Raw genomic sequence first — 22,176 nt, forward strand, 5'->3', positions numbered from 1 at the left:
AAAGGATAAAAAATGAGATTAAGATTTAAAGAAAATGCAATTCCGGAAATGAAAGAAAATCCTCAGATATTTTTTGGTGGAAAAGAAAATAAGGGGAAATGGAAAGAAATTTTTGGAAATGAAAATGATATATATTTGGAAATTGGATCAGGCAGAGGAGATTTTTTAATTGACATTGCAAAAGATAAAAAAGAAAAAAATTTTATAGGACTTGAAGTAAATACTAATGCCTTTGTAGTTTCCAGTAGAAAAATGAAAGAAAATGAACTCACAAATGTTAGGGGTCTTATTGCAGATGCTGAAAATTTGGAAGAAATTTTTGAAAATGAAGAAATTTCAAGAATCTATTTAAATTTTTCAACTCCGTGGCCAAAAAGACGCCACCACAAAAGAAGATTAAGTCATGAAAGATTTTTAAATAGGTATAAAAATATAATTAAAGACAATGCGATTTTGGAATTAAAGACAGACAATAAAGAATTATTTGAAGAATCAGTTAAATATTTTGAAGATTTTTCTATGGATATTATTGAAATAAACGAAAATTTGTCAGAAGAAAAAAGCAAATATATAAGCGAATATGAAAGAAAATTTAGAAACAAAAAAATGCCAATTTATTATATAAAAGCGAGATTTAATAAATGAATATATCGATAGTAAGCGTTGGAAAAATCAAGGAAAAATATTTTAAAGATGCCATAAGTGAGTATGAAAAAAGATTAAAACCCTATGTAAAATTAAAAATATTTGAAGTAAATGACGAAAAAGCTCCAGAAAATTTATCAGAAAAAGAACTAGAAATAGTAAAAGAAAGGGAAGCTGATAGGATTTTAAAAAAAATAAAAGAAAATTCATATATAATTAGCCTTGAAATTGAAGGAAAAAGTCTATCATCAGAAAAATTTTCAAAACTAATAAAAGATCAAATGACCTACGGCATGGGTAAAGATTTAGTGTTTATAATCGGAGGATCAAATGGTTTATCAAAAAAAATAAGTGATAAGGCAGATTATAAATTATCATTTTCAAAAATGACCTTTCCCCATAAATTAATGAGATTAATTTTAATAGAACAAATTTATAGGGCATATAAAATTATAAATAATGAACCTTATCACAAATAAACGGACCTAAAAAGGTTCGTTTTTTAAAAGTATAAATTATCAAATAATTATTATTTTTCTTCAATTATTTCTATAGAAAAGCCTTGAGGATCTTTTATAAAATAAAATTTATCAGAACCGTCAGAAAGTCCGCCAATTTCTTGACTTACAACTCCCATTTTTTTGTGAAGTTCATAGGCTTTTTCAAATTCTTTTGTTTTAAATGCCATGTGTCCATAATAAGATCCGTGTTCATATTTTCTTCCGTCATGGTTGAAAGTTAATTCAAGTTCATAAGCTCCATCTTCTGTTGCCATATAAATTAAAGAAAATTCATCTTCATCATAATCTTTTCTTCTTGTTATGTGCATATTTAATGCATCTTCATAAAACTTTATACTTTCTTTGTCGTTGTCTGTGTATATGCATGTGTGAATTGATTTAAATTTCATAATACCTCCTAAATTTCTCTATTAAATTTATACCCAAAAATTTAAAAATAAATTTTACCAATATTTTACAAGATAAATTTCAGCCAGGGTATATAAATAATGGATAAGAAATTTCGCAATCTTATGACCAGGGCTTTGCAAAACTACTAATTTTTTTTGCAAGGCTCTTTTTTTGAAATTTTTTTAATTTGCTAAAATAAATTTATCAGGTATAATTCATTTTGCAATCTTTTGAAAAAATAATTTAAATTTTTGTTAAAATTATTAAAAAAATTTGACAAGAAATAGAATTTATCTTATACTATAAAAGTAGTGTTTGCCCAGATAGCTCAGTCGGTAGAGCAGGGGACTGAAAATCCCCGTGTCGGTGGTTCGATTCCGCCTCTGGGCACCAGAAAGTGCGGAAGTGGCTCAGTGGTAGAGTATCGCCTTGCCAAGGCGAGGGTCGCGGGTTCGAATCCCGTCTTCCGCTCCATATGGCGCCATAGCCAAGTGGTAAGGCAGAGGTCTGCAACACCTTTATCCCCAGTTCAAATCTGGGTGGCGCCTCCAAATTTGTCCTCTTTGAGGACTTTTTTTGTACCTAAATTTAAGGAGAATTATGTTAATTATTAGTCACAAATCTAAAAAAGAATTTACAGATTTTTTAGATTCTAAAAAAATTAAATATTTAAAAACAATTGACAACCCAAATCTTGATAAAAGAATTTCAGATCATCCGGATTTGTCGATTTTTAAATTAGATGATGAAAATATAATTGTTGATAAAAATGTCTATGATTATTATAAAAAAAATCTGAAAAATATTAATGTAATCAAGGGCGATGAAGTTTCAAAAAAATATCCTTACGACGCCCTTTATAATATTGTAAAATTTAAAAATTATTATATCCACAATGATTTTACAGAAAAACATATAAAATTATATTTTAAAGAAAAAAATATCGAACACTTGTTTATTAAACAAGGATACACAAGATGTTCTATGCTTGTTTTTAATGAAAATCTTTTGACTTCTGATATGGGAATTTTTAAAAAATTAAAAAATATTCTTCCAATAACTTTATTAAAAGAAGAAAAATTTCTCTTGACGGTTTTGATACGGGATTTTTAGGAGGATGTTTTGGAAAAATTGAGAGAAAACCTTATTATTTAATGGAAATATAGAAAGATTAAATTCATATGATATAATTAAAAATATAGTAGATAAAGAAAATTTAAATTTATTATATCCAGACACTAATTTAATAGATACTGATCTTATATGGATATGATTAGGAGATTAGAATGAATATAGTAAAACCACAAACAATTGCAGGCGTAATGGAACTTTTGCCAGAGGACCAATTAGTTTTTGATTATATAAAAAATATTATTGAAGAGACTTTTTTATCTTATCAATTTTTGCCTATTGATACGCCAGCTATTGAAAAAAATGATATTTTATTTGCCAAAGGTGGCGGCGAAACTGAAAAGCAAATTTTTGGAATAGACTCATCAAAAAAGGACATGTCTTTGAGATTTGATTTGACAGTTCCTCTTGCAAGATATGTATCTGAACATTTTTCTGATTTGAATTTCCCTTTTAAAAGATATCAAATTGCAAAAGTTTATAGGGGAGAAAGAAATCAAAAAGGAAGATATAAGGAATTTTACCAATGTGATATTGATATTATTGGAAATAATTCTCTTTCAATTCACAACGATGCACTTTTACCAAAGGTAATTTATGATATTTTTCAAAAACTTGATTTTGATGGTCTTAAATTTCACATCAACAATAGAAAATTATTGAACGGATTTTTTGAATCAATTGAAATTTCTGATAAGGAAGAAGTTTTAAGAACTATTGATAAAAAAGCAAAAATTGGTGATGAAAAAACAAAAGAGCTTTTGACAGATCTTTGCGGTGAAGAAAAAGCTTTAAAATTAATGGAATTAATTAATAATAAGAGAGAAAATGAAGAACTTTTGACCTATCTTGAATCTTTGGACTTAAATGAAAATTATAAAACAGGTCTAAGGGAATTAAGAGAAATTTATGATTATATGATTAAATTTGGAATTGATGATAAGTCAATTATGATTGATTTATCCATTACTCGTGGTCTTGATTATTATACTTCTACAGTTTATGAAACATTTTTAAATGGATACGAATCCATTGGAAGCGTGTGTTCTGGTGGAAGATATGAAAATCTTGCTGGAAATTTCTCTAAACAAAATCTTCCAGGAGTAGGTCTTTCAATTGGACTAACTAGATTATTTTATCAATTCCAAGAACTTGGTCTTGTAGATAAATATAGGAATAAATTTACAGATTGCTTGGTTATTCCAATGGATGAAAAATTAAATTTCTATGCTATTGAAATAGCAAATAATTTAAAAAATCAGGGGTATAAAGTAGATATATATCTTGAAGATGGTAAATTTAAGAAAAAAATTAATTATGCTGATAAAATTGGTGTAAAAAAAGTTTTAATCATTGGTCAAGAAGAATTTGAAAATAAAATGGTTTCTGTAAAAAATATGGAAGATGGAAATCAAGTTAGCGTAAAAATTGAAGAAATTTCCGCTTATATTTAAGGAGAGTTATGACATTTAGAATAATTACAGATGGTTCTAGTGATATGAATGTTGATTTTATAAAATCTTCAAACATAATCATAGTTCCCATGCAATCAAATATGGAAGATGAGGTCTATGAAATTATAGGCACAGATTTGGAAAATTTAAATAAATATTATGAATTTATGTTAGAGGACAAAAATGTATCAACAAGTCAAGTAAACTTGGCTTCATTTGAAAAATATTTTGAAGAAGTTTTAAAAGATGGAAAAGATATTTTTTATATAGGTTTAAGCGATGCTTTATCAGGAACTTTTGAAAATGCTCAAAAAGCAAAAGAAATTTTAGAAAATAAATATCCAGATAGAAAAATTTATATTTATAATATAAAACAAGCATCAACTGGTGCAGGTCTTTTGTGCCAAATTATTGTAAAAATGCAAGAAGAAGGAAAAGACATTGACCAAATAGGTTCTTTTATAGAAGAAAATTCAAAATATATGGTTTCACAATTTGGGGTTGAAAGTCTTAAATATCTTTATAAGGGCGGAAGAATTTCAAAAACTAGTGCCGATATAGGTAATTTTTTGAAAGTAAAACCAGTTATTCACATTACAGATGATGGATCACTTGAAGTTTTAAAACTTGAAAGAGGAACCAAAAGAGCTATAAAAGTTTTATTTAAAAATTTCCAAAAAAATTGGGACCCAGAATTATCAGAAGAAGTCCTTATAGGCTATGCATATTTTGATGAAAATGCAAAAAAATTAAAAGAAATGGTTGAAGAAAAATATCCAAATGCTAAAGTAAGCCTTGCTCCAATTGGATCTTTGATTGGATCTCACGTTGGACCTGGTATGTATTCTTTATCATATTTTGGAGAAAAAAGATAGGAGAAATATGCTAAAAAATAAAAAAAATGCAGTGATTTTTTCTTTAATAGCAATGTTTTTATGGGGGAGTGCAATCCCCCTTATTAAATCTACTTATGTAGTTTTGGATGTTAAATCTTATGACACCTTTGCCAAGGTTTATATTGCAGGAATTAGGTTTTTTATGGCGGGAATTTTGGCATTTTTTTATGCGAAAATTTTTGGGAAAAATAAGATTTCATTTAAAAGTGTAAACTTAAAATTGGTGATAGTTCTTGCAATACTTCAAACTTTTTTGCAATATTTTTTCTATTATATAGGCTTATCAAACACAAGTGGAGTAAAATCATCAATTATTCAAGCATCAAATTCCTTTATGATTGTAATAATTTCACTTATTTTACTTCCTGAAGATAAAATTACTTCAAATACAATCCTTGCTTTAATAATTGGAACAGCTGGAATTATTTTAGTAAATTCAAATCAAAAAATGGGAAGTGGATTTAAATTAAGCGGAGAAGGATTTATTTTCACTTCAACTTTTATAAATGCACTTGCCTCAGTTTTACTTAGAAAATATTCCAAAGGATCAAATCCATATATTTTGAATGGAATGGCTTTATTTTTGGGGTCCTTGCCTTTAATCATTCTAGGTAAAATTTTACTTATAAACCCAATTCATATAAATTTAAAAGCTTTTATAATGCTTTTTTATGGGGCCTTTATTACAGCGACTTCATTTACAATTTGGACTATTGTTTTACAAAACCACAGTGCAAACCAATTTGGAGTGTTCAAATTATTTATACCAATATTTGGATCAATTTTATCAGTAATAATTTTGGGCGAAGTTTTTACAATAAGATTGTTTTTGAGCTTGATTTTAGTATTGACAGGATCTTTGGTCTTAATGAAAGGAAAAAAATAAAAAAAGATAGTTTAGGAAAAATTTTCTAAACTATCTTTTTTGTTGGTCTTTTTAAATTGTTAGTGAGTTTATAGATTTCTTCTATATAAAAATATCTTTTTTTATCTTTGTATCTTGCAATTATCATAAGGTCTAGTGCCCAATTTACTAAATATTTTGACAAGTAAAAGGCATAGATATCATTTGCAAGAATTGACCTTCTTCCATTTATTACTATATCATTTCGAATTTCTTTAAAATATCTTATTAAATTTTTTCTATTATATTTAGAAAAAATAACTTCAATCATTGAAACGAGAGCCAAAATATACTTATCCTCAAGAATATTTAGTGTAAAATCAATACTTTCATCCTCATTTAAAATTATATCTTCAAATTTTTCATGATTTTTGTAAAATTCAAAGTATTTCTCTTTTGAAAAATCTTCAAAAAAATTAGGATAAAGTCCATATTCAAAATTAGATTTTTCTAAATTTTCCCTAAAAAATTCAAGAGATGTAGAATTATCAAAAATTGTTATAAAAATCGGAGATAAAATTACTAAAAGTCTCAAAGTCTCATTTTCTTTATCATTTTTAAAATTTAATATTATTTTTTCTTTTTCATCTATTTTTTCTAATTTAGAGAAATCCTTATTTTTTAATTTATTATCTAGGTCAAAAACGTCTGTTGCTTGGTATTGGTATAATTTATTATTTTTAAAAATTTTTACAATCATTGCCTTATATTTTCAAATTTTCCATTTACAGCATCTGCCAAGTCAAATGGATTTAATTTTAAACTAACTCCACATTTTCCACCAGAAACAATCATTTTATCAAGATCTTTTGCGCTATCATCAATAAAAACTGGATAATCTTTTTTCATGGCAAGAGGAGTCGTTTCACCTCTTTGATAGCCTACTTTAGATTTTAAATTTTTGGTTGGAAGAATTGAAATGCTTTTAACACCTGCAACTTTAGCTGCTTTTTTCATATCGATTGAATCATAAGATCTTACCAAATAAATTATAATTTCCTTATCTTTTGAAATTGTAGCTATAGTTTTATACATTTTATTTAAATCGACGTGAGATTTTTTACCAGCATCCACTGCTGATTTAAATTCTCCGCCCAAGTCATACTCTATTTCTTCATAATCAATATTTTTATTTTCTAAAATTCTCATTGCATTTGTTTTAACTTTTCCCATACTAGCTCCTTTCTTTTTTAATATTACCAGAAAATTACAAAAAATCATTAATATTTATCAATTTTGGGTATACTTAACTTATAAGAAATTAGGAGAATTTGGATGATTGAAAAAATTATAATAACTTATATTTATCATTCCTGCTATAGTGTTGAGATAGGGGATTATTTTATTATATTTGATTATTATAAGGGAGTTTTAAATATACCTGAAGATAAAAAAGTGATTTTTGTTGCAAGTCATGGACATTCCGACCACTACACTTCAGAAATTTTAAAAATTCCTAATATGAAAAATTATACTTATATTTTATCAAGTGATATCGCACACTTGGAAAGTGATGACAATATTATTTATATAAAAGAAAATAAATTGGGCATGGACCAATTGAAATCTTTATATAATTCAAAAAATGTATATCTTGTTGACCCTTACCAATTTAAGGAAATTAATATTAAAGGAAGGAAAATTTCTATAAAAACTTTTGGCTCAACTGATGAGGGAATTTCCATAATTTTATATATAGATGGAATAGAAATTTTTCATGCAGGAGATTTAAATTATTGGGCTTGGGAAGATTATGATGACAAAAGTGTAAAAAAAGAGTATTATGCTTTTATCGACCAAATAGAAAAAATAAAAAATGAACCGATAGATATAGCTTTCTTTCCAGTTGATTATAGGTTGGGCGAAAATTATTATAAGGGTCCAAAAATTTTTGCAGACACCGTAAAACCTCAACTTATGTTTCCAATTCACAGTGGAGATCATGAAAAAATCAGCTTGAAATTTGCGAGGGAAATAAAATTAAAAGAAACTGTATTTAGACCAATTATAGATAAGGGTCAAAAAATTATTGTAGATATAAAGGATTAGGTAAGATGGAGAAAATAGCAGTATTAGTAGATTCTGGGTCAGATATAGATTTAGAAAAAGCTAAGGAATTTGGCATTTATTTGATGCCATTTTATGTAAATTTAGATGGGAAATTTTATAAAGAACAAGTAGATTTAAAACCAGAAGAATTTTATGATTGGATAAGAAAAAATGAAAAATTGCCAAAAACTTCTATCCCATCACCAGGCGAGTTAGAAGAAAAATTAAATGAAATAAAAAATGATGGATATGAAAAATTAATAATAATTACCATATCCAAAAATTTCACAGGATTTTTCAATTTATGTTCACAAATGGATTATGAGGGACTTGATATAAAAGTTATTGATTCTAGGTCAGTTGCCCTTACAACAGGTTTACTTGCAATTTATGCCAAAGATTTAATAGAAAAAAGGTTTGAATTTGAAAAAATAGTGGAAATGGTAGAAGAAAAGAAAAAAGAATCAAAAATATTTTTTACTATAGACACATTTAAATATATAATTGCAGGAGGAAGAGTTCCTAAAGCTTTTGGAAAAGTTGGAGAACTTTTAAATATAAAACCCATAGTTTTATGTGATCCAACTGATGGTAAATATCACATAGTAAAAACTTGCAGGGGCGAGAAAAAAGTTATAAAAGAAATGGAAAAAATCGCAAACGAATACTTGGGAAAATTTGACAAATATTACATGATAATTTCAAATGGTGGATACAAAAAAGGCTCTGAAATTTTGGAAGAAAAATTAAAAGATTTTAAGGAAAAATCTAGCCTATTTTTATCATCACAAATAGCTCCAAGTCTTGGAGCAAATACAGGACCAGGTTTATTTGGCTTTGGATTTTTACCTATTGATTAATAAACAAAAAGACGAGAATTTTTTTCTCGTCTTTTTAAGTGAAAATTTTTAATCTTATTTAATTTCTAAAGAATTTTCCCAAAGGCCATGGATATTGCAATAACTTAGTGCAAATAAAGTACCTTTTTTGTCAGATTTAAATTCACCAACAGCTTTTGGAGTTGTATAAATTTCACTTTCACCGTGAGCTGAGAAATTATAATTTGCAATTTCTACAGGTAATTTTTCTCCTTCTGGAATAAAGAATACTTTAATCCAAGCAATATGATGCTCTAAAGTATTTGGGTGAGCAATTTCTTTTCCAACAAAAGCAGAAACTTCATATTTTCCTTCACCAAGTTCTTTATATTCTAATTCTGGTACGTGTTTTTCATTTTTCCAATCGCCTGATTGAACAGTTTGTGTTAATAACATAAAATCCTCCTAAATTTTTATCTACACTTATTTGATACCCATAGGCAAAAAAAAATAACAAAAATATAAAAGTTTTTTTAAGGCTTCAAATTTGTTATAATATAATTGTTATGGAAAAAATTATTATTACAACAAGTTTTGGTTTAGAAAGCTTAATAAAAAGACAATTACAAGAAGAAAATTATAAAGATTTTGAAGTTTTAAATGGAAAAATAATTTTAAATGGAAATTTGGATGATGTTGGTTATTTAAATTTAAATTTAAGAGAAGCAGATAGGGTGTTTTTAGAAATTGCATCATTTGAGGCTAAAAGCTTTGAAGAATTATTTGAAAATATAAATAAAATAGATTGGTTTGATTTTTTATCAATTGACGATAATTTCATTATAAATGCAAGGACTTACAAATCAAAATTATTCTCACTTCCTTCAATCCAATCAATAAGCGAAAAGGCTATAGTTGATTCCTTAAAAAGAAAATATAAAATTTCAACTTTTAAAAAAACAGGAGCTCGCGTTCAAATTGAAATAATGATTGAAAAAAATATAGTTTCAGTTTGCCTTGACACATCGGGAGATGGTCTTCACAAAAGAGGCTACAGGGAGGGCAGTGTGAAAGCTCCTTTGAGAGAAAATTTGGCAGCTGCTCTAATAGATTTATCTTTTTATAGAGATGATAGGTTTTTGTTCGATGGTTTTTGTGGATCAGGAACTATTTTAATCGAAGCTGCAAGAAAAGAAAGAAATATAGCTCCAGGTCTTGATAGGGATTTTGATTTTACATCTTTTAAATTTTACGATAAAAAAAGATTTGAAAAAATAAAAAAAGAAGCCTATGAAAAAATCGACTATAATAAAAAAATAAATATTTTAGGCTCAGACCTATCAAAAAAAGCAATTGATCTTGCAAAAAATAATGCTTTAAATGCTGGAGTTTATGAAGATATCACTTTTTTGAATAAAGATTTTAGAGAAATAAATTTAAAAGATAATTTTGGAATTTTTATATCAAACCCACCATATGGAGAAAGATTATCAAGATTTGACAAGGAAAAAATCTCGAAAATGATAGATGATAAGTTTAAGACTTTGGATACTTGGTCAATGTTTATAATTTCATCAGATGAAAAAATTGATAAAAATATTAAAAGAAAGTTATCAAAAAAGAGAAAATTATATAATGGGGGAGAAAAAGTTGACCTCTACCAATATTTTGGTAAAAGACCAAAAAAAGATAGAAAAGTTAAGATTTAAGTGGTACTATAATTACAGCTACTAGGAGGTGTTTATTATTAATAGTAACGAAACAAACAAAAAATCAAATAAAATATGGATTACAATCGGTGGAATTGTAGTAGGAATATATATAATAGGAACAGTTTTGTTTTCCTTTGTTTGCTTGCCAAATACTCATGTGAATGGGAAGAATGTCTCATTTGCTCCAAAAGAATCAGTAATTGGTGAAAGTGTAGGAGATTTTGATATAAAATTTAAGGGATTAGATGATAAGGAATTATCATTTAACTCAAAAGATGTTGATTACAAGGCAAATATTCCAAAAGGAGCAAGCCTTGATCAAAATCCTTTAAAATGGCCAATTAGTTTTTTGACAAAAGAAAATTTTGATTTCGATTACAAGGTAAACTTTGATGAAGGTAAACTTGATAATATTATAAAAAATTCAAGTTTTATGAACAAGGTTATTGAACCTAAAGACGCAAAATTAGAATTTGATGGACAAGAATTTAAAATTGATAAAGAAGTTGAAGGAAACAAGATTAAATATAATAAATTAAAAAAAGAGTTAGTTTCTGCAATAAAAACCAGAAATTCTAATATAGAAATGGATGAAAAATTTTATGAACGTCCAAAAGTTTATTCAGATAATAAAAACTTGCAAAAAGCACTAAAAGAAGCAAATGAGGCTTTAAAATTATCTTATAAATTTAATATTAAAGGCTTTGATTATAAAATTGAAGGTAAAACTTTGGCTGATATGATTGATTTCAAAGATGGAAAATTAACTTTAAATTATGATAAGCTTGCCCAATTTGTTTCAAAAATGGCAGAAGAAACAGATACTTACGGCAAAAATAGGAAATTTAAGGCGACTGATCTTGGTGAAATCACAGTAAATCCTGGAGTATATGGTTTTATTATGAACCAAGAAGAAACCATTAATTCTGTCTTAAAATCATTTGATCAAAAAAAATCAGCAAATATTGATCCAATATATGAAAAAGAAGGATTTGCAAGATACGATGATGGATCTGATTTGAAAGATACCTATGTTGAAGTGGATATTTCAAGACAGCAATTATGGTATTATCAAAATGGTGAGCTTCTACTTTCTACGCCTGTAGTTACGGGAGATGTTTCTCAAAAAGGATTTACAAATGTGGGTGTAGGTTCAATTCTTTCAAAAGAAACTAACAAAAAATTGAAGGGAGATAACTTTGATGGAAGCAAGTATTCAGTTCCCGTAAAATATTGGATGCCTATAGGATGGGATGGTGAAGGACTCCACGATGCTGGATGGAGAAGTACTTTTGGTTCAAATTATTATATGTATTCAGGGTCAAATGGATGTATAAATATGCCGCCAGACCAAGCCGCAAAATTATACTCAGTTATAGATTTTAATACTCCAGTTGTTGTCTATGAATCATCAACAAATAATTCACCAAATATGTTATATTAATTTTTAAAAGGGGCTGTTGCAAAACTATGAATAATTTATTCGTTTTGTAACAGTACCTTTTTATATTTACTAATTGAAAGGAAGAAAAATTGATTAAAATTGAAAATTTAAATTTTTCTTATAAAGATAATTCAGAAGAAAATGAAATTAAATCCACACAAGCTTTAAATAATTTAAATTTATCTATTAAAGAAGGAGAATTTGTGGCGATTTTAGGCCATAATGGTTCAGGAAAATCGACTCTTGCAAAACTTTTAAATGGACAAATATTTCCAACTAAAGGAGATATTTTGATTTGCGGAATGAATACAAAAGATGAGAAAAAAATTTGGGACATAAGAGAAAAATGTTCAATGGTTTTTCAAAATCCAGATAACCAAATGGTAGCGACAACTGTAGAAAACGAAGTGGCCTTTGGTCCAGAAAATTTACAAGTCAAAAATCCTGAACTTAGAGAAAGGGTAGATGAGGCAATTAAGCTTGTCGGTATGGAAAATTATAAAAAAAGATCTCCTTCTGCTCTTTCCGGTGGACAAAAACAAAGAGTTTCTATTGCAGGAGTTATAGCTATGCTATCAGATTGTATTATTTTTGATGAACCAACAGCAATGCTAGATCCTCAAGGAAGAAATGATGTTATGGAAATTATTCATACATTAAATAAAAAATATAAAAAAACAGTTGTTCACATTACTCATTATATGGAAGAAGCTGCCCTTGCTGATAGGATAATTGTTTTAAATAAGGGAGAAAAAGCTCTTGAGGGAAGTGCTAGAGAAGTTTTTTCAAAGGTAAAAGAGATGAAAGATTTGGGACTTACAGTTCCTCAAGTTACAGAAATTGCCTATGAACTTGAAAAAGAGGGTTATAATTTTGAAAAGTTACCTTTAAATATAGAAGAATTTTTGGAGCTAGTATGAAAATTGAACTAAAAAATGTTGATTATATATATAATGAAGATAGTGAAGAAGAAAACTATGCTCTAAAAAATATTAATTTAGAGATTAATAAGCACGAAATAATTGGTTTGATTGGTCAAACAGGATCTGGAAAATCAACTTTAGTTCAGCTTTTAAATGGTTTACTTATTCCTACAAATGGTGATGTTTTTGTAGATGGAGTAAATACAAAAGATAAAAAAACTAGAAGAGATATAAGATTTAAGGTAGGACTTGTTTTCCAATATCCAGAAAATCAATTGTTTGAAGAAACTGTTCATAAAGATATTGCATTTGGTCCAAAAAATATGGGACTTGATGATGAAGAAATTCAAAAGAGAGTGAAAAATTCTATGGAAGCTGTTGGTCTTGATTATGAAAAGATAGCCAATAAATCTCCATTTGAATTATCTGGAGGTCAACAAAGAAGAGTTGCAGTTTGTGGAATTATTTCCATGAACCCAAAAGTTTTGGTTTTGGATGAGCTTACAGCTGGAATTGATCCAAAGGGAAGAGATGATATTTTTGGAGAAATTTTAAAACTTTATGACGATGATCCAGAACTTACAATTGTTTTGGTTTCACACTCTATGGAAGATGTGGCAAAATATGTTGATAGGGTTATTGTCATGAATAAGGGAGAAGTTTTTTCCGATAAGTCAACTTATGATACCTTTACAAAAACAGATTTATTATCAATTGGGCTTGATATTCCACAAGTTACAAAATTTATGAAAGCCTTAAAAGAAAAGGGCGCAGATGTTAGGGATGATATTTACACAGTAAAAGATGCTGTCGTTGAATTAAAAAAATATTTGGAGGCTAAGAATGAATAATATAGCTATAGGTCAATATTTACCATATGATACCTTTATTCACAAATTAGATCCAAGAGTAAAATTAATTGCATCCTTACTTTTTATAATTACCATATTTTTTGTTCAAACTTTTGTAGGCTACATTCCCTTTGTAATTTTACTAATTGGAATGATTATTGTAGGAAAAATTCCTGTAAAATCATTAATTAGAAGTATAAAACCTTTAATTTGGATTTTGCTTATAACTGGTCTTATAAATTTATTTACAACAAGTGGAAAAACACTTTTTACTATTTTTTCACTTACTGCAACATATGAGGGACTTTATAAAACTATTTTTATGTTTGTAAGAATTATTATGATAGTTGTTTCAACTTCTGTTTTAACTTTTACAACTTCCCCAATGGAACTTACAGATGGCTTGGAAAAATTATTTTCTCCTTTAAAAAGATTTGGATTTCCGGCAGGAGAACTTGCTATGATGGTTTCAATTTCTTTAAGATTTATTCCAACTCTTTTTGAAGAAGCCCAAAGAATAAAAATGGCTCAAATGGCAAGGGGAGCAGATTTTGAATCTGGAAATATTATAAATAGGGCGAAAAATATGATTCCTCTATTGGTTCCACTTTTTATAAATTCATTTAAAAGAAGTGATGATCTTGCAACTGCAATGGAAGCAAGGCTTTATAGGATTGGTAGGGAAAGAACAAGGCTCAATGAAATAAAAATGACAAAAATTGATTATATAGTTTTGATTCTTTTTATTTTATTTTGTGCTGTAGTTATTATTAATTTTTTCATATGACAATTCAAAATATTTTATTAAAGATCCAGTATGATGGGTCTTTATTTGAGGGATTTCAAGTTCAAAATGATAGGAGAACTGTTCAAAAAGAATTAGAAAATGCAATTAGAAAAGTTACTGGTGAAGAAAATAGGATTATTGCAAGTGGAAGAACTGACAGTGGAGTCCATGCAAATGAAATGTATATAAATTTTTTAACTGCAAAAAATATAAGAGCTGATAAATTTCATTTTCATCTAAAAAAATTTTTGCCAGATGATATTTTGGCCTTATCTTCAAAAAAAGTTGATAAAAATTTTCATGCAAGATTTTCTGTGAAAACAAAAACCTATAAATATGTGATTTCCTTGGAAAAAATTCTTCATCCAATTTATAGAAATTATATGGAACATGTAACCTATAAACTTGATTTTGATAAGCTTCAAAAAGGAATGGATGTTTTAAAAGGCGAGCATGATTTTAGAGCCTTTATGCTCAGTGAAAAAAATGATATAATAAATACAATAAGAAAGATTGACGATTGCTACTTTGTTTTGAATGAAAATAGCTTATATTTATATTTTAAGGCTGAAAGTTTTCTACATAATCAGGTTAGAATTATGGCGGGTTCATTGATTGAGCTAAGTCGTGGAAAAATTAGTCTTGAAGATTTTAAATATTATTTTAATGAAAATAATACCAAAAGAGCCAATCCAACTTTAAAGGCTGGGGGGCTATATCTTGAAAGTATTGACTATAGCAATTTAAAAAGTTAGTTATTATTATGGGAGAGTTAAATGAGTAAAAATAAAAAAAATAATAGCTTTAAACTTGATAAAAAGCAAATAGCTATAGGATTTTTTGCCATAATTGTTTTGGCTTTGATTTTCTTTTTATCAAAAAATATTGATTTTTCCAATAAAGAGGGCAAGTCCTCTAAGGAAATTAATGAAAATTCTTATAATTCTTCAAAGATTATGAGAGTTGACCTTGATGAATTAAAAACTATAAATTTAGATTTAAAAACTTGCGATGTAAGAATTCAAGAATCTTCTACAAATCCTTATGTAGAATATACAAATCTTTATAAAGATGATTATTCTTATGAAGTAAAGAGTAAATATAAAGATGGAAATTTGAAATTATCTTCAGATATAAAGGGAAAAGAACTTTATATGAAAAATAAAATTCAAATTGTAAGGATATTTTTGCCAAAAAACAAGAAAATTGACAGTATAAAATTAAAGCTTGGAGCGGGAGATGTTAAAGTTACAAAGCTAGTTTCTGATGATGTAGATTTTAATTTGGAAAGTGGAAATGTAAGTTTTGAAAATTCTAAAATTTCTGGAACTGTAGAAAATAATGCGGGATCTATTCTTGTAAAAAAATCTGAGCTTAAAAATTCTGATTTAAATACAAAAACAGGAAATATTATTATCACAGATACAAAGCTTTTAGCGGATGAGAAGATGCAAAGTCAAAATGGAGATATAATAATAAAAACAAAAGACCCTATAAAATCTTTTAATATTAATGCAAGATTGGATGTAGGAAATTTTGTTTTGGGCAATGTTTCTTATAGGAATATTATTGATGGCTATACAAGCGGAAAAAATAAAAAGAAATCACTTGATCTTAGAACAAATGTTGGAGATATTTTATTTAATCAAAGTGATGAAAATGCAATAAAGGAAGAAGAATTTATCAATGTTTCTAGTCCGGATTCAAATGAAAATTCTGATTCAAATGAAGACAATATTAATACGATTGATGAAAATAATTAAGTTTTTAAGCTTAATTATTTTTTTTAGAAAAAGGTAGGATATGGATACTTTAAAAAGTTTGAAAAAATATTTTGGTTTTGATTCTTTTAGAAAAGGTCAAGAGGAATTAATTGAAAATATTATTAATGGAAAAGATACGCTTGGAGTTTTGCCAACTGGTGGAGGAAAATCTATTTGCTATCAACTTCCAGCATTAATGCTTGATGGAATTTGTCTAGTAATTTCTCCTTTAATTTCTCTAATGAAAGATCAAGTTGATTCTTTAAAGGAAAATGGGATCAGTGCTGAGTTTATTAATTCAAGTCAAGACATTAAAACTTACACTGAAACTCTAAGAAAAATTAAAAGAAATGAAATTAAAATTTTATATATTTCCCCAGAAAGACTTGAAAATGAATTTTTTATAGATTTTATTAAGGAAGTAAATATCTCCTTTATAGCAGTAGATGAAGCTCATTGTATTTCTCAATGGGGGCATGATTTCAGACCTTCTTATAAATTAATTCCACAAATTTATAATCTTTTTGATAAAAAAATTCAAGTTGCAGCTTTTACTGCTACAGCAACTAAATCTGTAAGAGAAGACATAATAAAAAATTTGAAATTATCTGATCCTTTTGTAAAGGTTACTGGTTTTGATAGGGAAAATTTATTGTTTGAAGTTAGAAAACCCAAGGACAAAATGGCCTTTATTTCATCATATTTAGAAGATAAAAAAGATTTATCAGGAATAATTTATGCTTCAACAAGAAAAAGGGTTGAAGCTTGCAATAGGTATTTAAAAAAATTATCTTATAATGTAACTTTTTACCATGCAGGCCTTAGCGATAAGGAAAAAAAGAAAAATCAAGAAGATTTTATTTATGATAGAAAAAATATAATTGTTGCCACAAATGCTTTTGGGATGGGAATTGATAAGTCTGATGTAAGATATGTAATTCATATGAATATGCCAAAAGATATGGAATCTTACTACCAAGAGGCAGGCAGGGCAGGAAGAGATGGAGAAAAATCTGATGCAATTTTACTTTATTCTACTCAAGATATAGTTATAAATAAATATTTAATTTCTCAATCTCCTAACAGATCTTATCAATTTGTAAAACTTGAAAAACTTCAAACAATTATAAATTATGTTAATACTAATAAGTGTTTGAGGGCCTTTATTTTGGAATATTTTGGTCAAGAAGCAGAAGAAAATTGCAATAATTGCTCAAATTGTATAGATGATTATGAAAAAATAGATGCAAGTATTGATAGCCAAAAAGTTTTATCTTGCATTTATAGACTTGATCAAAGATATGGAACTTCAACTATAGTTGATTGCTTAAAAGGATCAAATAATAAAAATTCTAGAGAAAAAAATTTAGAAGCTGTCTCAACTTTTGGAATTATGAAAGAAAATAATGCCAAATATATAAAGGATTTGATTGGAGTATTGGTTGCAGATGGTTATATAAAAGTTTCCGGCCTAAAATATCCAATTTTAAAGTTAAATGAAAAATCAAAGGAAGTTTTGTTTGAAAATAAGAAAGTTTTCATTAGAGATTTAAAAGAAGATAACATTAAAGAAAAAATTGATAAGTTCAATGGAAATTCTGATTATGACAAAGATTTATTCAATAATTTGAAAAAATTAAGATTAGAAATTTCCAAAAAAAGAAATATTCCTCCATTTATAGTCTTCTCAGATGCTTCTTTGATTGACATGGCAAGGCTAAAGCCAAAAAACGAAGAAGATTTTTTAAGAATAAAGGGAGTAGGGGAAAAGAAATTAAAGCAATACGGAAAATTTTTTATTGGTAAAATTATAGAATTTGAAAATTAAAAAAATAAGACTCTTGCAAAATCATAGGTAAAATTTTGCAAGAGTCTTTTTATTTTATAATAGAATAACTGATTTTTTCTTTAATTCTTCTCTGATTTCATCTGGCCAGTAGGAAACTTGAACTTCTCCTATATGGGCTTTTTGTAAAAAGAACATACAAAGTCTTGATTGACCGATTCCACCTCCAACTGTTTGTGGCAATTGGTTGTTTACTAACATTTTATGATATTTGTATGCTAATCTTTCTTCACAATCAGAAATTTTTAATTGTTCTTTTAAAGTTTTTGCATCAACTCTTATTCCCATTGATGATAATTCTAATTGGTCGTCTAAAACTGGATTGTAGACTAAAATATCTCCATTTAAATTCCAATCATCATAATCAGGTGATCTCATATCGTGAACCTCACCGTTTGACAAAACTTTTCCAATTTGCATTAAAAATACTGCCTTGTATTTTTTACAAGCTGCTCTTTCTCTTTCCTTGCTGTCTTTACATTCTGGAAATTCGTCTATTAATTCTTGACTTGTTAAAAATTTTATATTATTTGGCAACAATTTTACTCTTTTTGGAATTAATCTACAAAGATATTCGTCCAAGGCTCTTAGAGTATTAAAAATTGTAAGAACTGTTGATTTTAGATAATCTTCATTTCTATCTGTGTCTTTTATTACTTTTTCCCAATCCCATTGGTCAACATAAAATGAGTGAGTATTATCTGGAACTTCACATCTTCTTATTGCATTCATGTCAGTGTAAAGTCCCTCGTACATTGCAAAATTATATTCTTTTAAAGCATATCTTTTCCATTTTGCAAGGGAGTGAACAATTTCCATGCTGGCATTATTTGCTTCAGGTAATGTAAATTTTACAGGCTCTTCAACACCAGATAGGTTATCGTTTAGACCGGTAGAATTTTCTACAAATAAAGGTGCTGATACTCTTTTTAAATTTAAATTATTTGATAAATTTATTTGGAAAAAATCCTTAATTTCTTTTATCAACAATTGTGTCTTATATAAATTCTTATCACTTTGATAATTTTCTGGTATTTTTATTTCTTGCATTTTATCTCCTAACGCTTTGTTCTTTTTTTACTATTAAATTATATAGGTTTTAGAATAAATTACAAGAAATTTTAAAAATTAACCTAAACTTTACATTAGTCTAATCAATTTGAAATAATAATATCTTATTATTCATGATGAAGTTACAAATATTAAAGGAGTAAATAATGAAAATTAAAAATTCAAAAATTATAGTAGCAGCTCTTTCTCTATCAATGATTTTATCAGCTTGTGGAAATAAGGATGACAAAGCTAATGATGCAAGTGGATCAAATCCAACTGAAAATGCTAGCACAGCTAATGAGAAAAAAGATGGGGATACAGCAAATTCTGATCAAGAAGATTTTGATATAACTGTTGTATCAAGAGAAGATGGTTCTGGTACAAGAGGAGCTTTCATTGAACTTGTTGGTCTTGAAGAAGAAAAAGATGGTGAAAAGAAAGATACAACAACTGATGAAGCTGTAGTTCAAAATTCTACAAACGGTGTTATGCAAACTGTATCTCAAGATCCATCAGCAATTGGATATGTTTCTTTGGGTTCTGTAAATGATAATGTTAAAAAAGTAAAAGTTGATGGAGCAGAAGCAACAGAAGAAAACATTGAATCTGGTGATTATACATTACAAAGACCTTTCAACCTTGCTTTTAAAGAAGATAAACTTGATGATTTAGCAAAAGACTTCTTGGCATTTGTTTTAAGTAAAGACGCTCAAGATATAGTTGAAAAAGAAGGATATATTAAAGTTGAAGCAAAAGATTACAAGGGTAAAAAAATTAAAGGAGATTTAACAATTGCAGGATCTACATCAGTTACTCCTTTAATGGAAAAACTTGTAGAAAAATATAAAGATGTAAACCCAGATGCAAATATTGAAATCCAATCTACAGGATCATCTTCAGGAATCGAATCAACAATTTCTGATGTTAGCCAAATTGCTATGGCATCAAGAGAATTAAAAGATGATGAAAAAGATAAACTTCAAGTAGAAGTTTTAGCAAAAGACGGAATTGCTGTAATTGTTAATAAAGATGATTCTAAATTAAATGATTTAACAAAAGACCAATTAAAAGAAATTTTCTCAGGAAAAATTAAAAATACAGCTGATCTAAGCAAATAATTATTTCAAATAGGCTCTAGGAGATTTCCTATGAGCTTATTTTTTTATGAATTTTATTAACTTTACATAGATTTTACATAGGATTTATCAATTCAATACAAGGATTTAATAATATTATGTAAGAAAATAAAAAGGAGTTCATATGGTAAAAAAATTATTATTGTTTTTATCTACTTTAGTTTTGATAACTTCTTGCTCTGGCAAAAAAACTGAAGTAAAAGAAAGCAAAAATTTTGACCTTACTGTTACAAGTAGGGAAGATGGATCGGGAACGAGAAAAAGTTTTATTGAACAAGTTGGTTTGATAAAAGAAAGCAAAAAAGGAAATTATGAAGATATGACTACAGATAATTCTATGGTAATAAATTCTACAAATGGAGTATTAAAAGCTGTTGGAGTTGATAAAACAGCAATTGCCTACCTATCACTTACTGCTTTGGATGATTCAGTTAAGGTTGTAAAAATTGATGGTGTTAGTCCAAATAAAGATACAATTGAAGATGGATCATATAAATTGCAAAGACCTTTTGGACTTGCTTATAAAAAAGATTCAGCAACTGATCTTTCAAAAGATTTTTTGGAATATGTAAAAAGTAAAAATGCAAAAAAATTAATTGAAGAAGACGGACTTCTTGCTCTAACAAACGAAAAGGAATATAAGGCAAAAAATCTTGAAGGAAAATTAACCATAACAGGTTCTTCCTCTCTAAGTTCAATTGTAGAAAAGCTTGCTGAAAACTATGAAAAATTAAATAAAAATGTTGAAGTTGAAGTTTTATCTAATGAATCTTTGACAGGTTTGAAAAATGTAAAGGACAATGTTGTAGATATAGCCATGATTTCAAATAAATTACAAGATGATAGTCTTTCATCAGAAATTTTTGCAATCGATGGAATAGCAATTATCGTAAATAAAGACAACACTCAAATAAATGATTTAACAATGAAAGAGTTAAGAAGTATCTATACAGGAGAGATAACAAACACAGGAGAGTTAAAATAAAATGAAATCTTTTAGAGAAAAATTTGGAGAAATTGTATTTTTAATTTCTGCCATTATGTCCATTTTATTAATAATTCTAATTACCTTTTTTATTTTTAGATCAGGTATAGATTTTGTTAGCCAATATGGACTTATAAAATTTATCAGCGGAACAAAATGGGCTCCAACTGCAAAACCTGCATACTTTGGAATAGGACCAATGATTGTTGGATCAATTATTGTAACACTTTTATCAGCAATAATTGCAGTTCCCTTTGGTCTTGCCGTATCAATTTTTATGGCTTATTATTCAAAAAAATCTTACAATTTTTTGAATGGTCTTATAAATTTGATGGCAGCTATCCCTTCAATTATTTATGGATTTTTTGCCATGATGGTTTTGGTTCCATTTGTTTCAAAAACTTTTAAAACTGGTGGAATGAATATGCTCACTGCATCAATTCTTTTATCAATAATGATTCTTCCAACTATGGTAAACATTTCAAAAAACTCTCTCGAACAAGTTCCGGAAGTTTTTTATACAGGTTCTCTTGCTCTTGGCGCTACAAAGGAAGAAACTATTAGAAAAGTTATGGTACCTTATGCAAAAAGTGGAATTTATTCTTCAATAATTCTTGCTATTGGTAGGTCAATTGGAGAAACAATGGCAGTTTATTTGGTAATTGGAAATCAACCAAGAATGCCAGGCGGTCTACTTGATGGAGTAAGAACTCTTACAACAAATATAGTTTTGGAAATGGGATATGCGTCAGGTCTTCACAGAGAATCCCTTATAGCAACAGGTATGGTTTTATTCGTATTTATTCTTTTGATAAATATTGTATTTAACTTTATAAGAAACAAAGATCAAGCAAGAATGTAGAGGTAG

General features: G+C 27.6%; 23 protein-coding genes, 3 tRNA genes and 1 pseudogene. 22 read left to right on the forward strand and 5 right to left on the reverse strand.

Annotated elements, in window-relative coordinates; translation table 11 throughout:
- Positions 1-12 precede the first annotated feature (12 nt).
- Both trmB and rlmH read left to right on the forward strand, forming a co-directional pair.
- Complete coding sequence (trmB, locus tag L6653_RS00675) at positions 13-645, forward strand: tRNA (guanosine(46)-N7)-methyltransferase TrmB (protein ID WP_236784923.1); 633 nt, start codon at positions 13-15, stop codon at positions 643-645.
- Positions 642-1,124, forward strand: coding sequence for a 23S rRNA (pseudouridine(1915)-N(3))-methyltransferase RlmH (rlmH, locus tag L6653_RS00680; protein ID WP_236784924.1), 483 nt, complete (start codon positions 642-644; stop codon positions 1,122-1,124). Before trmB ends, rlmH begins: the two co-directional genes overlap by 4 nt.
- Before the next feature lie 50 nt (positions 1,125-1,174).
- On the opposite strand, the gene L6653_RS00685 is transcribed toward rlmH, so the two are convergent.
- A complete protein-coding gene (locus L6653_RS00685) occupies positions 1,175-1,555 on the reverse strand; it encodes a VOC family protein (RefSeq protein ID WP_236784926.1) in 381 nt (126 codons plus the stop codon).
- A 318-nt stretch (positions 1,556-1,873) separates the two neighbouring features.
- Between L6653_RS00685 and L6653_RS00690 the strand changes: the two genes are divergently transcribed.
- The 7 genes and pseudogenes from L6653_RS00690 to L6653_RS00720 all read left to right on the forward strand — a co-directional run bounded on the left by L6653_RS00690 (position 1,874) and on the right by L6653_RS00720 (position 5,923).
- Positions 1,874-1,949, forward strand: a tRNA-Phe gene (locus L6653_RS00690).
- Positions 1,950-1,955: 6 nt separating this feature from the next.
- A tRNA-Gly gene (locus L6653_RS00695) sits at positions 1,956-2,030 on the forward strand.
- Between the two features lie 3 nt (positions 2,031-2,033).
- Positions 2,034-2,107 (forward strand) — tRNA-Cys (locus L6653_RS00700).
- A 49-nt stretch (positions 2,108-2,156) separates the two neighbouring features.
- Positions 2,157-2,722: pseudogene (locus L6653_RS00705) on the forward strand (DUF6873 family GME fold protein).
- A 120-nt stretch (positions 2,723-2,842) separates the two neighbouring features.
- Positions 2,843-4,141, forward strand: coding sequence for a histidine--tRNA ligase (gene hisS, locus L6653_RS00710; RefSeq protein WP_236784929.1), 1,299 nt, complete (start codon positions 2,843-2,845; stop codon positions 4,139-4,141).
- Positions 4,142-4,149: 8 nt separating this feature from the next.
- Complete coding sequence (locus L6653_RS00715) at positions 4,150-5,016, forward strand: DegV family protein (protein WP_236784931.1); 867 nt, start codon at positions 4,150-4,152, stop codon at positions 5,014-5,016.
- Between the two features lie 7 nt (positions 5,017-5,023).
- Positions 5,024-5,923 (forward strand): DMT family transporter, encoded by a 900-nt coding sequence (locus tag L6653_RS00720; RefSeq protein WP_236784932.1) that lies wholly within the window; start codon positions 5,024-5,026, stop codon positions 5,921-5,923.
- Positions 5,924-5,948: 25 nt separating this feature from the next.
- On the opposite strand, the gene L6653_RS00725 is transcribed toward L6653_RS00720, so the two are convergent.
- Together L6653_RS00725 and L6653_RS00730 are read right to left on the reverse strand one after the other, a co-directional pair.
- Positions 5,949-6,641 (reverse strand): hypothetical protein, encoded by a 693-nt coding sequence (locus L6653_RS00725; protein WP_236784934.1) that lies wholly within the window; start codon positions 6,639-6,641, stop codon positions 5,949-5,951.
- Positions 6,638-7,114, reverse strand: coding sequence for a YbaK/EbsC family protein (locus L6653_RS00730; RefSeq protein WP_236784936.1), 477 nt, complete (start codon positions 7,112-7,114; stop codon positions 6,638-6,640). Before L6653_RS00730 ends, L6653_RS00725 begins: the two co-directional genes overlap by 4 nt.
- 102 nt (positions 7,115-7,216) lie before the next feature.
- Between L6653_RS00730 and L6653_RS00735 the strand changes: the two genes are divergently transcribed.
- Positions 7,217-7,990 carry an MBL fold metallo-hydrolase gene (locus tag L6653_RS00735; protein ID WP_236784938.1) on the forward strand — a complete coding sequence of 258 codons (774 nt, stop codon included), beginning with the start codon at positions 7,217-7,219 and terminating at the stop codon, positions 7,988-7,990.
- A gap of 5 nt (positions 7,991-7,995) precedes the next feature.
- Positions 7,996-8,850: a DegV family protein gene (locus tag L6653_RS00740; protein WP_236784940.1), complete on the forward strand. Its 855-nt coding sequence runs from the start codon at positions 7,996-7,998 to the stop codon at positions 8,848-8,850.
- Between the two features lie 54 nt (positions 8,851-8,904).
- Here L6653_RS00740 and L6653_RS00745 read toward each other — a convergent pair whose 3' ends face one another.
- Entirely contained in the window at positions 8,905-9,264 is a 360-nt protein-coding gene (locus L6653_RS00745; protein WP_058990773.1) for a desulfoferrodoxin family protein, read from the reverse strand.
- A gap of 110 nt (positions 9,265-9,374) precedes the next feature.
- Between L6653_RS00745 and L6653_RS00750 the strand changes: the two genes are divergently transcribed.
- From L6653_RS00750 to recQ, 8 genes are all read left to right on the forward strand, one after another.
- The gene (locus L6653_RS00750) at positions 9,375-10,517 is read left to right on the forward strand and encodes a THUMP domain-containing class I SAM-dependent RNA methyltransferase (protein WP_236784942.1); all 1,143 of its coding nucleotides are present in this window, start codon (positions 9,375-9,377) and stop codon (positions 10,515-10,517) included.
- Positions 10,518-10,545: 28 nt separating this feature from the next.
- Positions 10,546-11,964, forward strand: coding sequence for a L,D-transpeptidase family protein (locus L6653_RS00755; protein WP_236784944.1), 1,419 nt, complete (start codon positions 10,546-10,548; stop codon positions 11,962-11,964).
- Between the two features lie 89 nt (positions 11,965-12,053).
- A complete protein-coding gene (locus L6653_RS00760) occupies positions 12,054-12,884 on the forward strand; it encodes an energy-coupling factor transporter ATPase (RefSeq protein ID WP_236784946.1) in 831 nt (276 codons plus the stop codon).
- A complete protein-coding gene (locus L6653_RS00765; RefSeq protein WP_236784948.1) occupies positions 12,881-13,738 on the forward strand; it encodes an energy-coupling factor transporter ATPase in 858 nt (285 codons plus the stop codon). The genes L6653_RS00760 and L6653_RS00765 overlap by 4 nt, the downstream gene beginning before the upstream one ends.
- Positions 13,731-14,525, forward strand: coding sequence for an energy-coupling factor transporter transmembrane component T family protein (locus L6653_RS00770; RefSeq protein ID WP_236784950.1), 795 nt, complete (start codon positions 13,731-13,733; stop codon positions 14,523-14,525). Before L6653_RS00765 ends, L6653_RS00770 begins: the two co-directional genes overlap by 8 nt.
- Complete coding sequence (gene truA, locus L6653_RS00775) at positions 14,522-15,280, forward strand: tRNA pseudouridine(38-40) synthase TruA (protein WP_236784952.1); 759 nt, start codon at positions 14,522-14,524, stop codon at positions 15,278-15,280. Before L6653_RS00770 ends, truA begins: the two co-directional genes overlap by 4 nt.
- Before the next feature lie 21 nt (positions 15,281-15,301).
- Entirely contained in the window at positions 15,302-16,288 is a 987-nt protein-coding gene (locus L6653_RS00780; RefSeq protein WP_236784954.1) for a DUF4097 family beta strand repeat-containing protein, read from the forward strand.
- Between the two features lie 40 nt (positions 16,289-16,328).
- Positions 16,329-18,116: a DNA helicase RecQ gene (gene recQ / locus L6653_RS00785; RefSeq protein ID WP_236784956.1), complete on the forward strand. Its 1,788-nt coding sequence runs from the start codon at positions 16,329-16,331 to the stop codon at positions 18,114-18,116.
- Between the two features lie 54 nt (positions 18,117-18,170).
- Here recQ and asnA read toward each other — a convergent pair whose 3' ends face one another.
- Positions 18,171-19,184: an aspartate--ammonia ligase gene (asnA, locus tag L6653_RS00790; RefSeq protein WP_236784957.1), complete on the reverse strand. Its 1,014-nt coding sequence runs from the start codon at positions 19,182-19,184 to the stop codon at positions 18,171-18,173.
- Positions 19,185-19,351: 167 nt separating this feature from the next.
- On the opposite strand from asnA, the gene L6653_RS00795 reads away from it, so the two are divergent.
- From L6653_RS00795 to pstC, 3 genes are all read left to right on the forward strand, one after another.
- Positions 19,352-20,305: a substrate-binding domain-containing protein gene (locus L6653_RS00795; RefSeq protein ID WP_236784959.1), complete on the forward strand. Its 954-nt coding sequence runs from the start codon at positions 19,352-19,354 to the stop codon at positions 20,303-20,305.
- A gap of 142 nt (positions 20,306-20,447) precedes the next feature.
- On the forward strand, positions 20,448-21,308 hold the full coding sequence (locus L6653_RS00800) for a substrate-binding domain-containing protein (protein ID WP_236784961.1): 861 nt from the start codon (positions 20,448-20,450) through the stop codon (positions 21,306-21,308).
- 1 nt (position 21,309) lies between these two features.
- Positions 21,310-22,170, forward strand: coding sequence for a phosphate ABC transporter permease subunit PstC (pstC, locus tag L6653_RS00805; RefSeq protein ID WP_058990761.1), 861 nt, complete (start codon positions 21,310-21,312; stop codon positions 22,168-22,170).
- Positions 22,171-22,176: the final 6 nt, after the last annotated feature.

It is taken from the genome of Anaerococcus ihuae, assembly GCF_928368155.1.
Taxonomy (GTDB): Bacteria; Bacillota; Clostridia; order Tissierellales; family Peptoniphilaceae; genus Anaerococcus; species Anaerococcus ihuae.

Bases quoted from the DNA above. Each gene is read 5' to 3' on its own strand.
- L6653_RS00740 (WP_236784940.1), top strand. From the start codon at position 7,996: ATGGAGAAAATAGCAGTATTAGTAGATTCTGGGTCAGATATAGATTTA.
- L6653_RS00770 (WP_236784950.1), top strand. From the start codon at position 13,731: ATGAATAATATAGCTATAGGTCAATATTTACCATATGATACCTTTATT.
- trmB (WP_236784923.1), top strand. From the start codon at position 13: ATGAGATTAAGATTTAAAGAAAATGCAATTCCGGAAATGAAAGAAAAT.
- pstC (WP_058990761.1), top strand. From the start codon at position 21,310: ATGAAATCTTTTAGAGAAAAATTTGGAGAAATTGTATTTTTAATTTCT.
- truA (WP_236784952.1), top strand. From the start codon at position 14,522: ATGACAATTCAAAATATTTTATTAAAGATCCAGTATGATGGGTCTTTA.
- L6653_RS00745 (WP_058990773.1), bottom strand. From the start codon at position 9,264: ATGTTATTAACACAAACTGTTCAATCAGGCGATTGGAAAAATGAAAAA.
- recQ (WP_236784956.1), top strand. From the start codon at position 16,329: ATGGATACTTTAAAAAGTTTGAAAAAATATTTTGGTTTTGATTCTTTT.
- L6653_RS00685 (WP_236784926.1), bottom strand. From the start codon at position 1,555: ATGAAATTTAAATCAATTCACACATGCATATACACAGACAACGACAAA.
- L6653_RS00715 (WP_236784931.1), top strand. From the start codon at position 4,150: ATGACATTTAGAATAATTACAGATGGTTCTAGTGATATGAATGTTGAT.
- L6653_RS00750 (WP_236784942.1), top strand. From the start codon at position 9,375: ATGGAAAAAATTATTATTACAACAAGTTTTGGTTTAGAAAGCTTAATA.
- L6653_RS00795 (WP_236784959.1), top strand. From the start codon at position 19,352: ATGAAAATTAAAAATTCAAAAATTATAGTAGCAGCTCTTTCTCTATCA.
- L6653_RS00720 (WP_236784932.1), top strand. From the start codon at position 5,024: ATGCTAAAAAATAAAAAAAATGCAGTGATTTTTTCTTTAATAGCAATG.
- L6653_RS00780 (WP_236784954.1), top strand. From the start codon at position 15,302: ATGAGTAAAAATAAAAAAAATAATAGCTTTAAACTTGATAAAAAGCAA.
- hisS (WP_236784929.1), top strand. From the start codon at position 2,843: ATGAATATAGTAAAACCACAAACAATTGCAGGCGTAATGGAACTTTTG.
- L6653_RS00735 (WP_236784938.1), top strand. From the start codon at position 7,217: ATGATTGAAAAAATTATAATAACTTATATTTATCATTCCTGCTATAGT.
- L6653_RS00800 (WP_236784961.1), top strand. From the start codon at position 20,448: ATGGTAAAAAAATTATTATTGTTTTTATCTACTTTAGTTTTGATAACT.
- asnA (WP_236784957.1), bottom strand. From the start codon at position 19,184: ATGCAAGAAATAAAAATACCAGAAAATTATCAAAGTGATAAGAATTTA.
- L6653_RS00725 (WP_236784934.1), bottom strand. From the start codon at position 6,641: ATGATTGTAAAAATTTTTAAAAATAATAAATTATACCAATACCAAGCA.
- L6653_RS00730 (WP_236784936.1), bottom strand. From the start codon at position 7,114: ATGGGAAAAGTTAAAACAAATGCAATGAGAATTTTAGAAAATAAAAAT.
- rlmH (WP_236784924.1), top strand. From the start codon at position 642: ATGAATATATCGATAGTAAGCGTTGGAAAAATCAAGGAAAAATATTTT.
- L6653_RS00765 (WP_236784948.1), top strand. From the start codon at position 12,881: ATGAAAATTGAACTAAAAAATGTTGATTATATATATAATGAAGATAGT.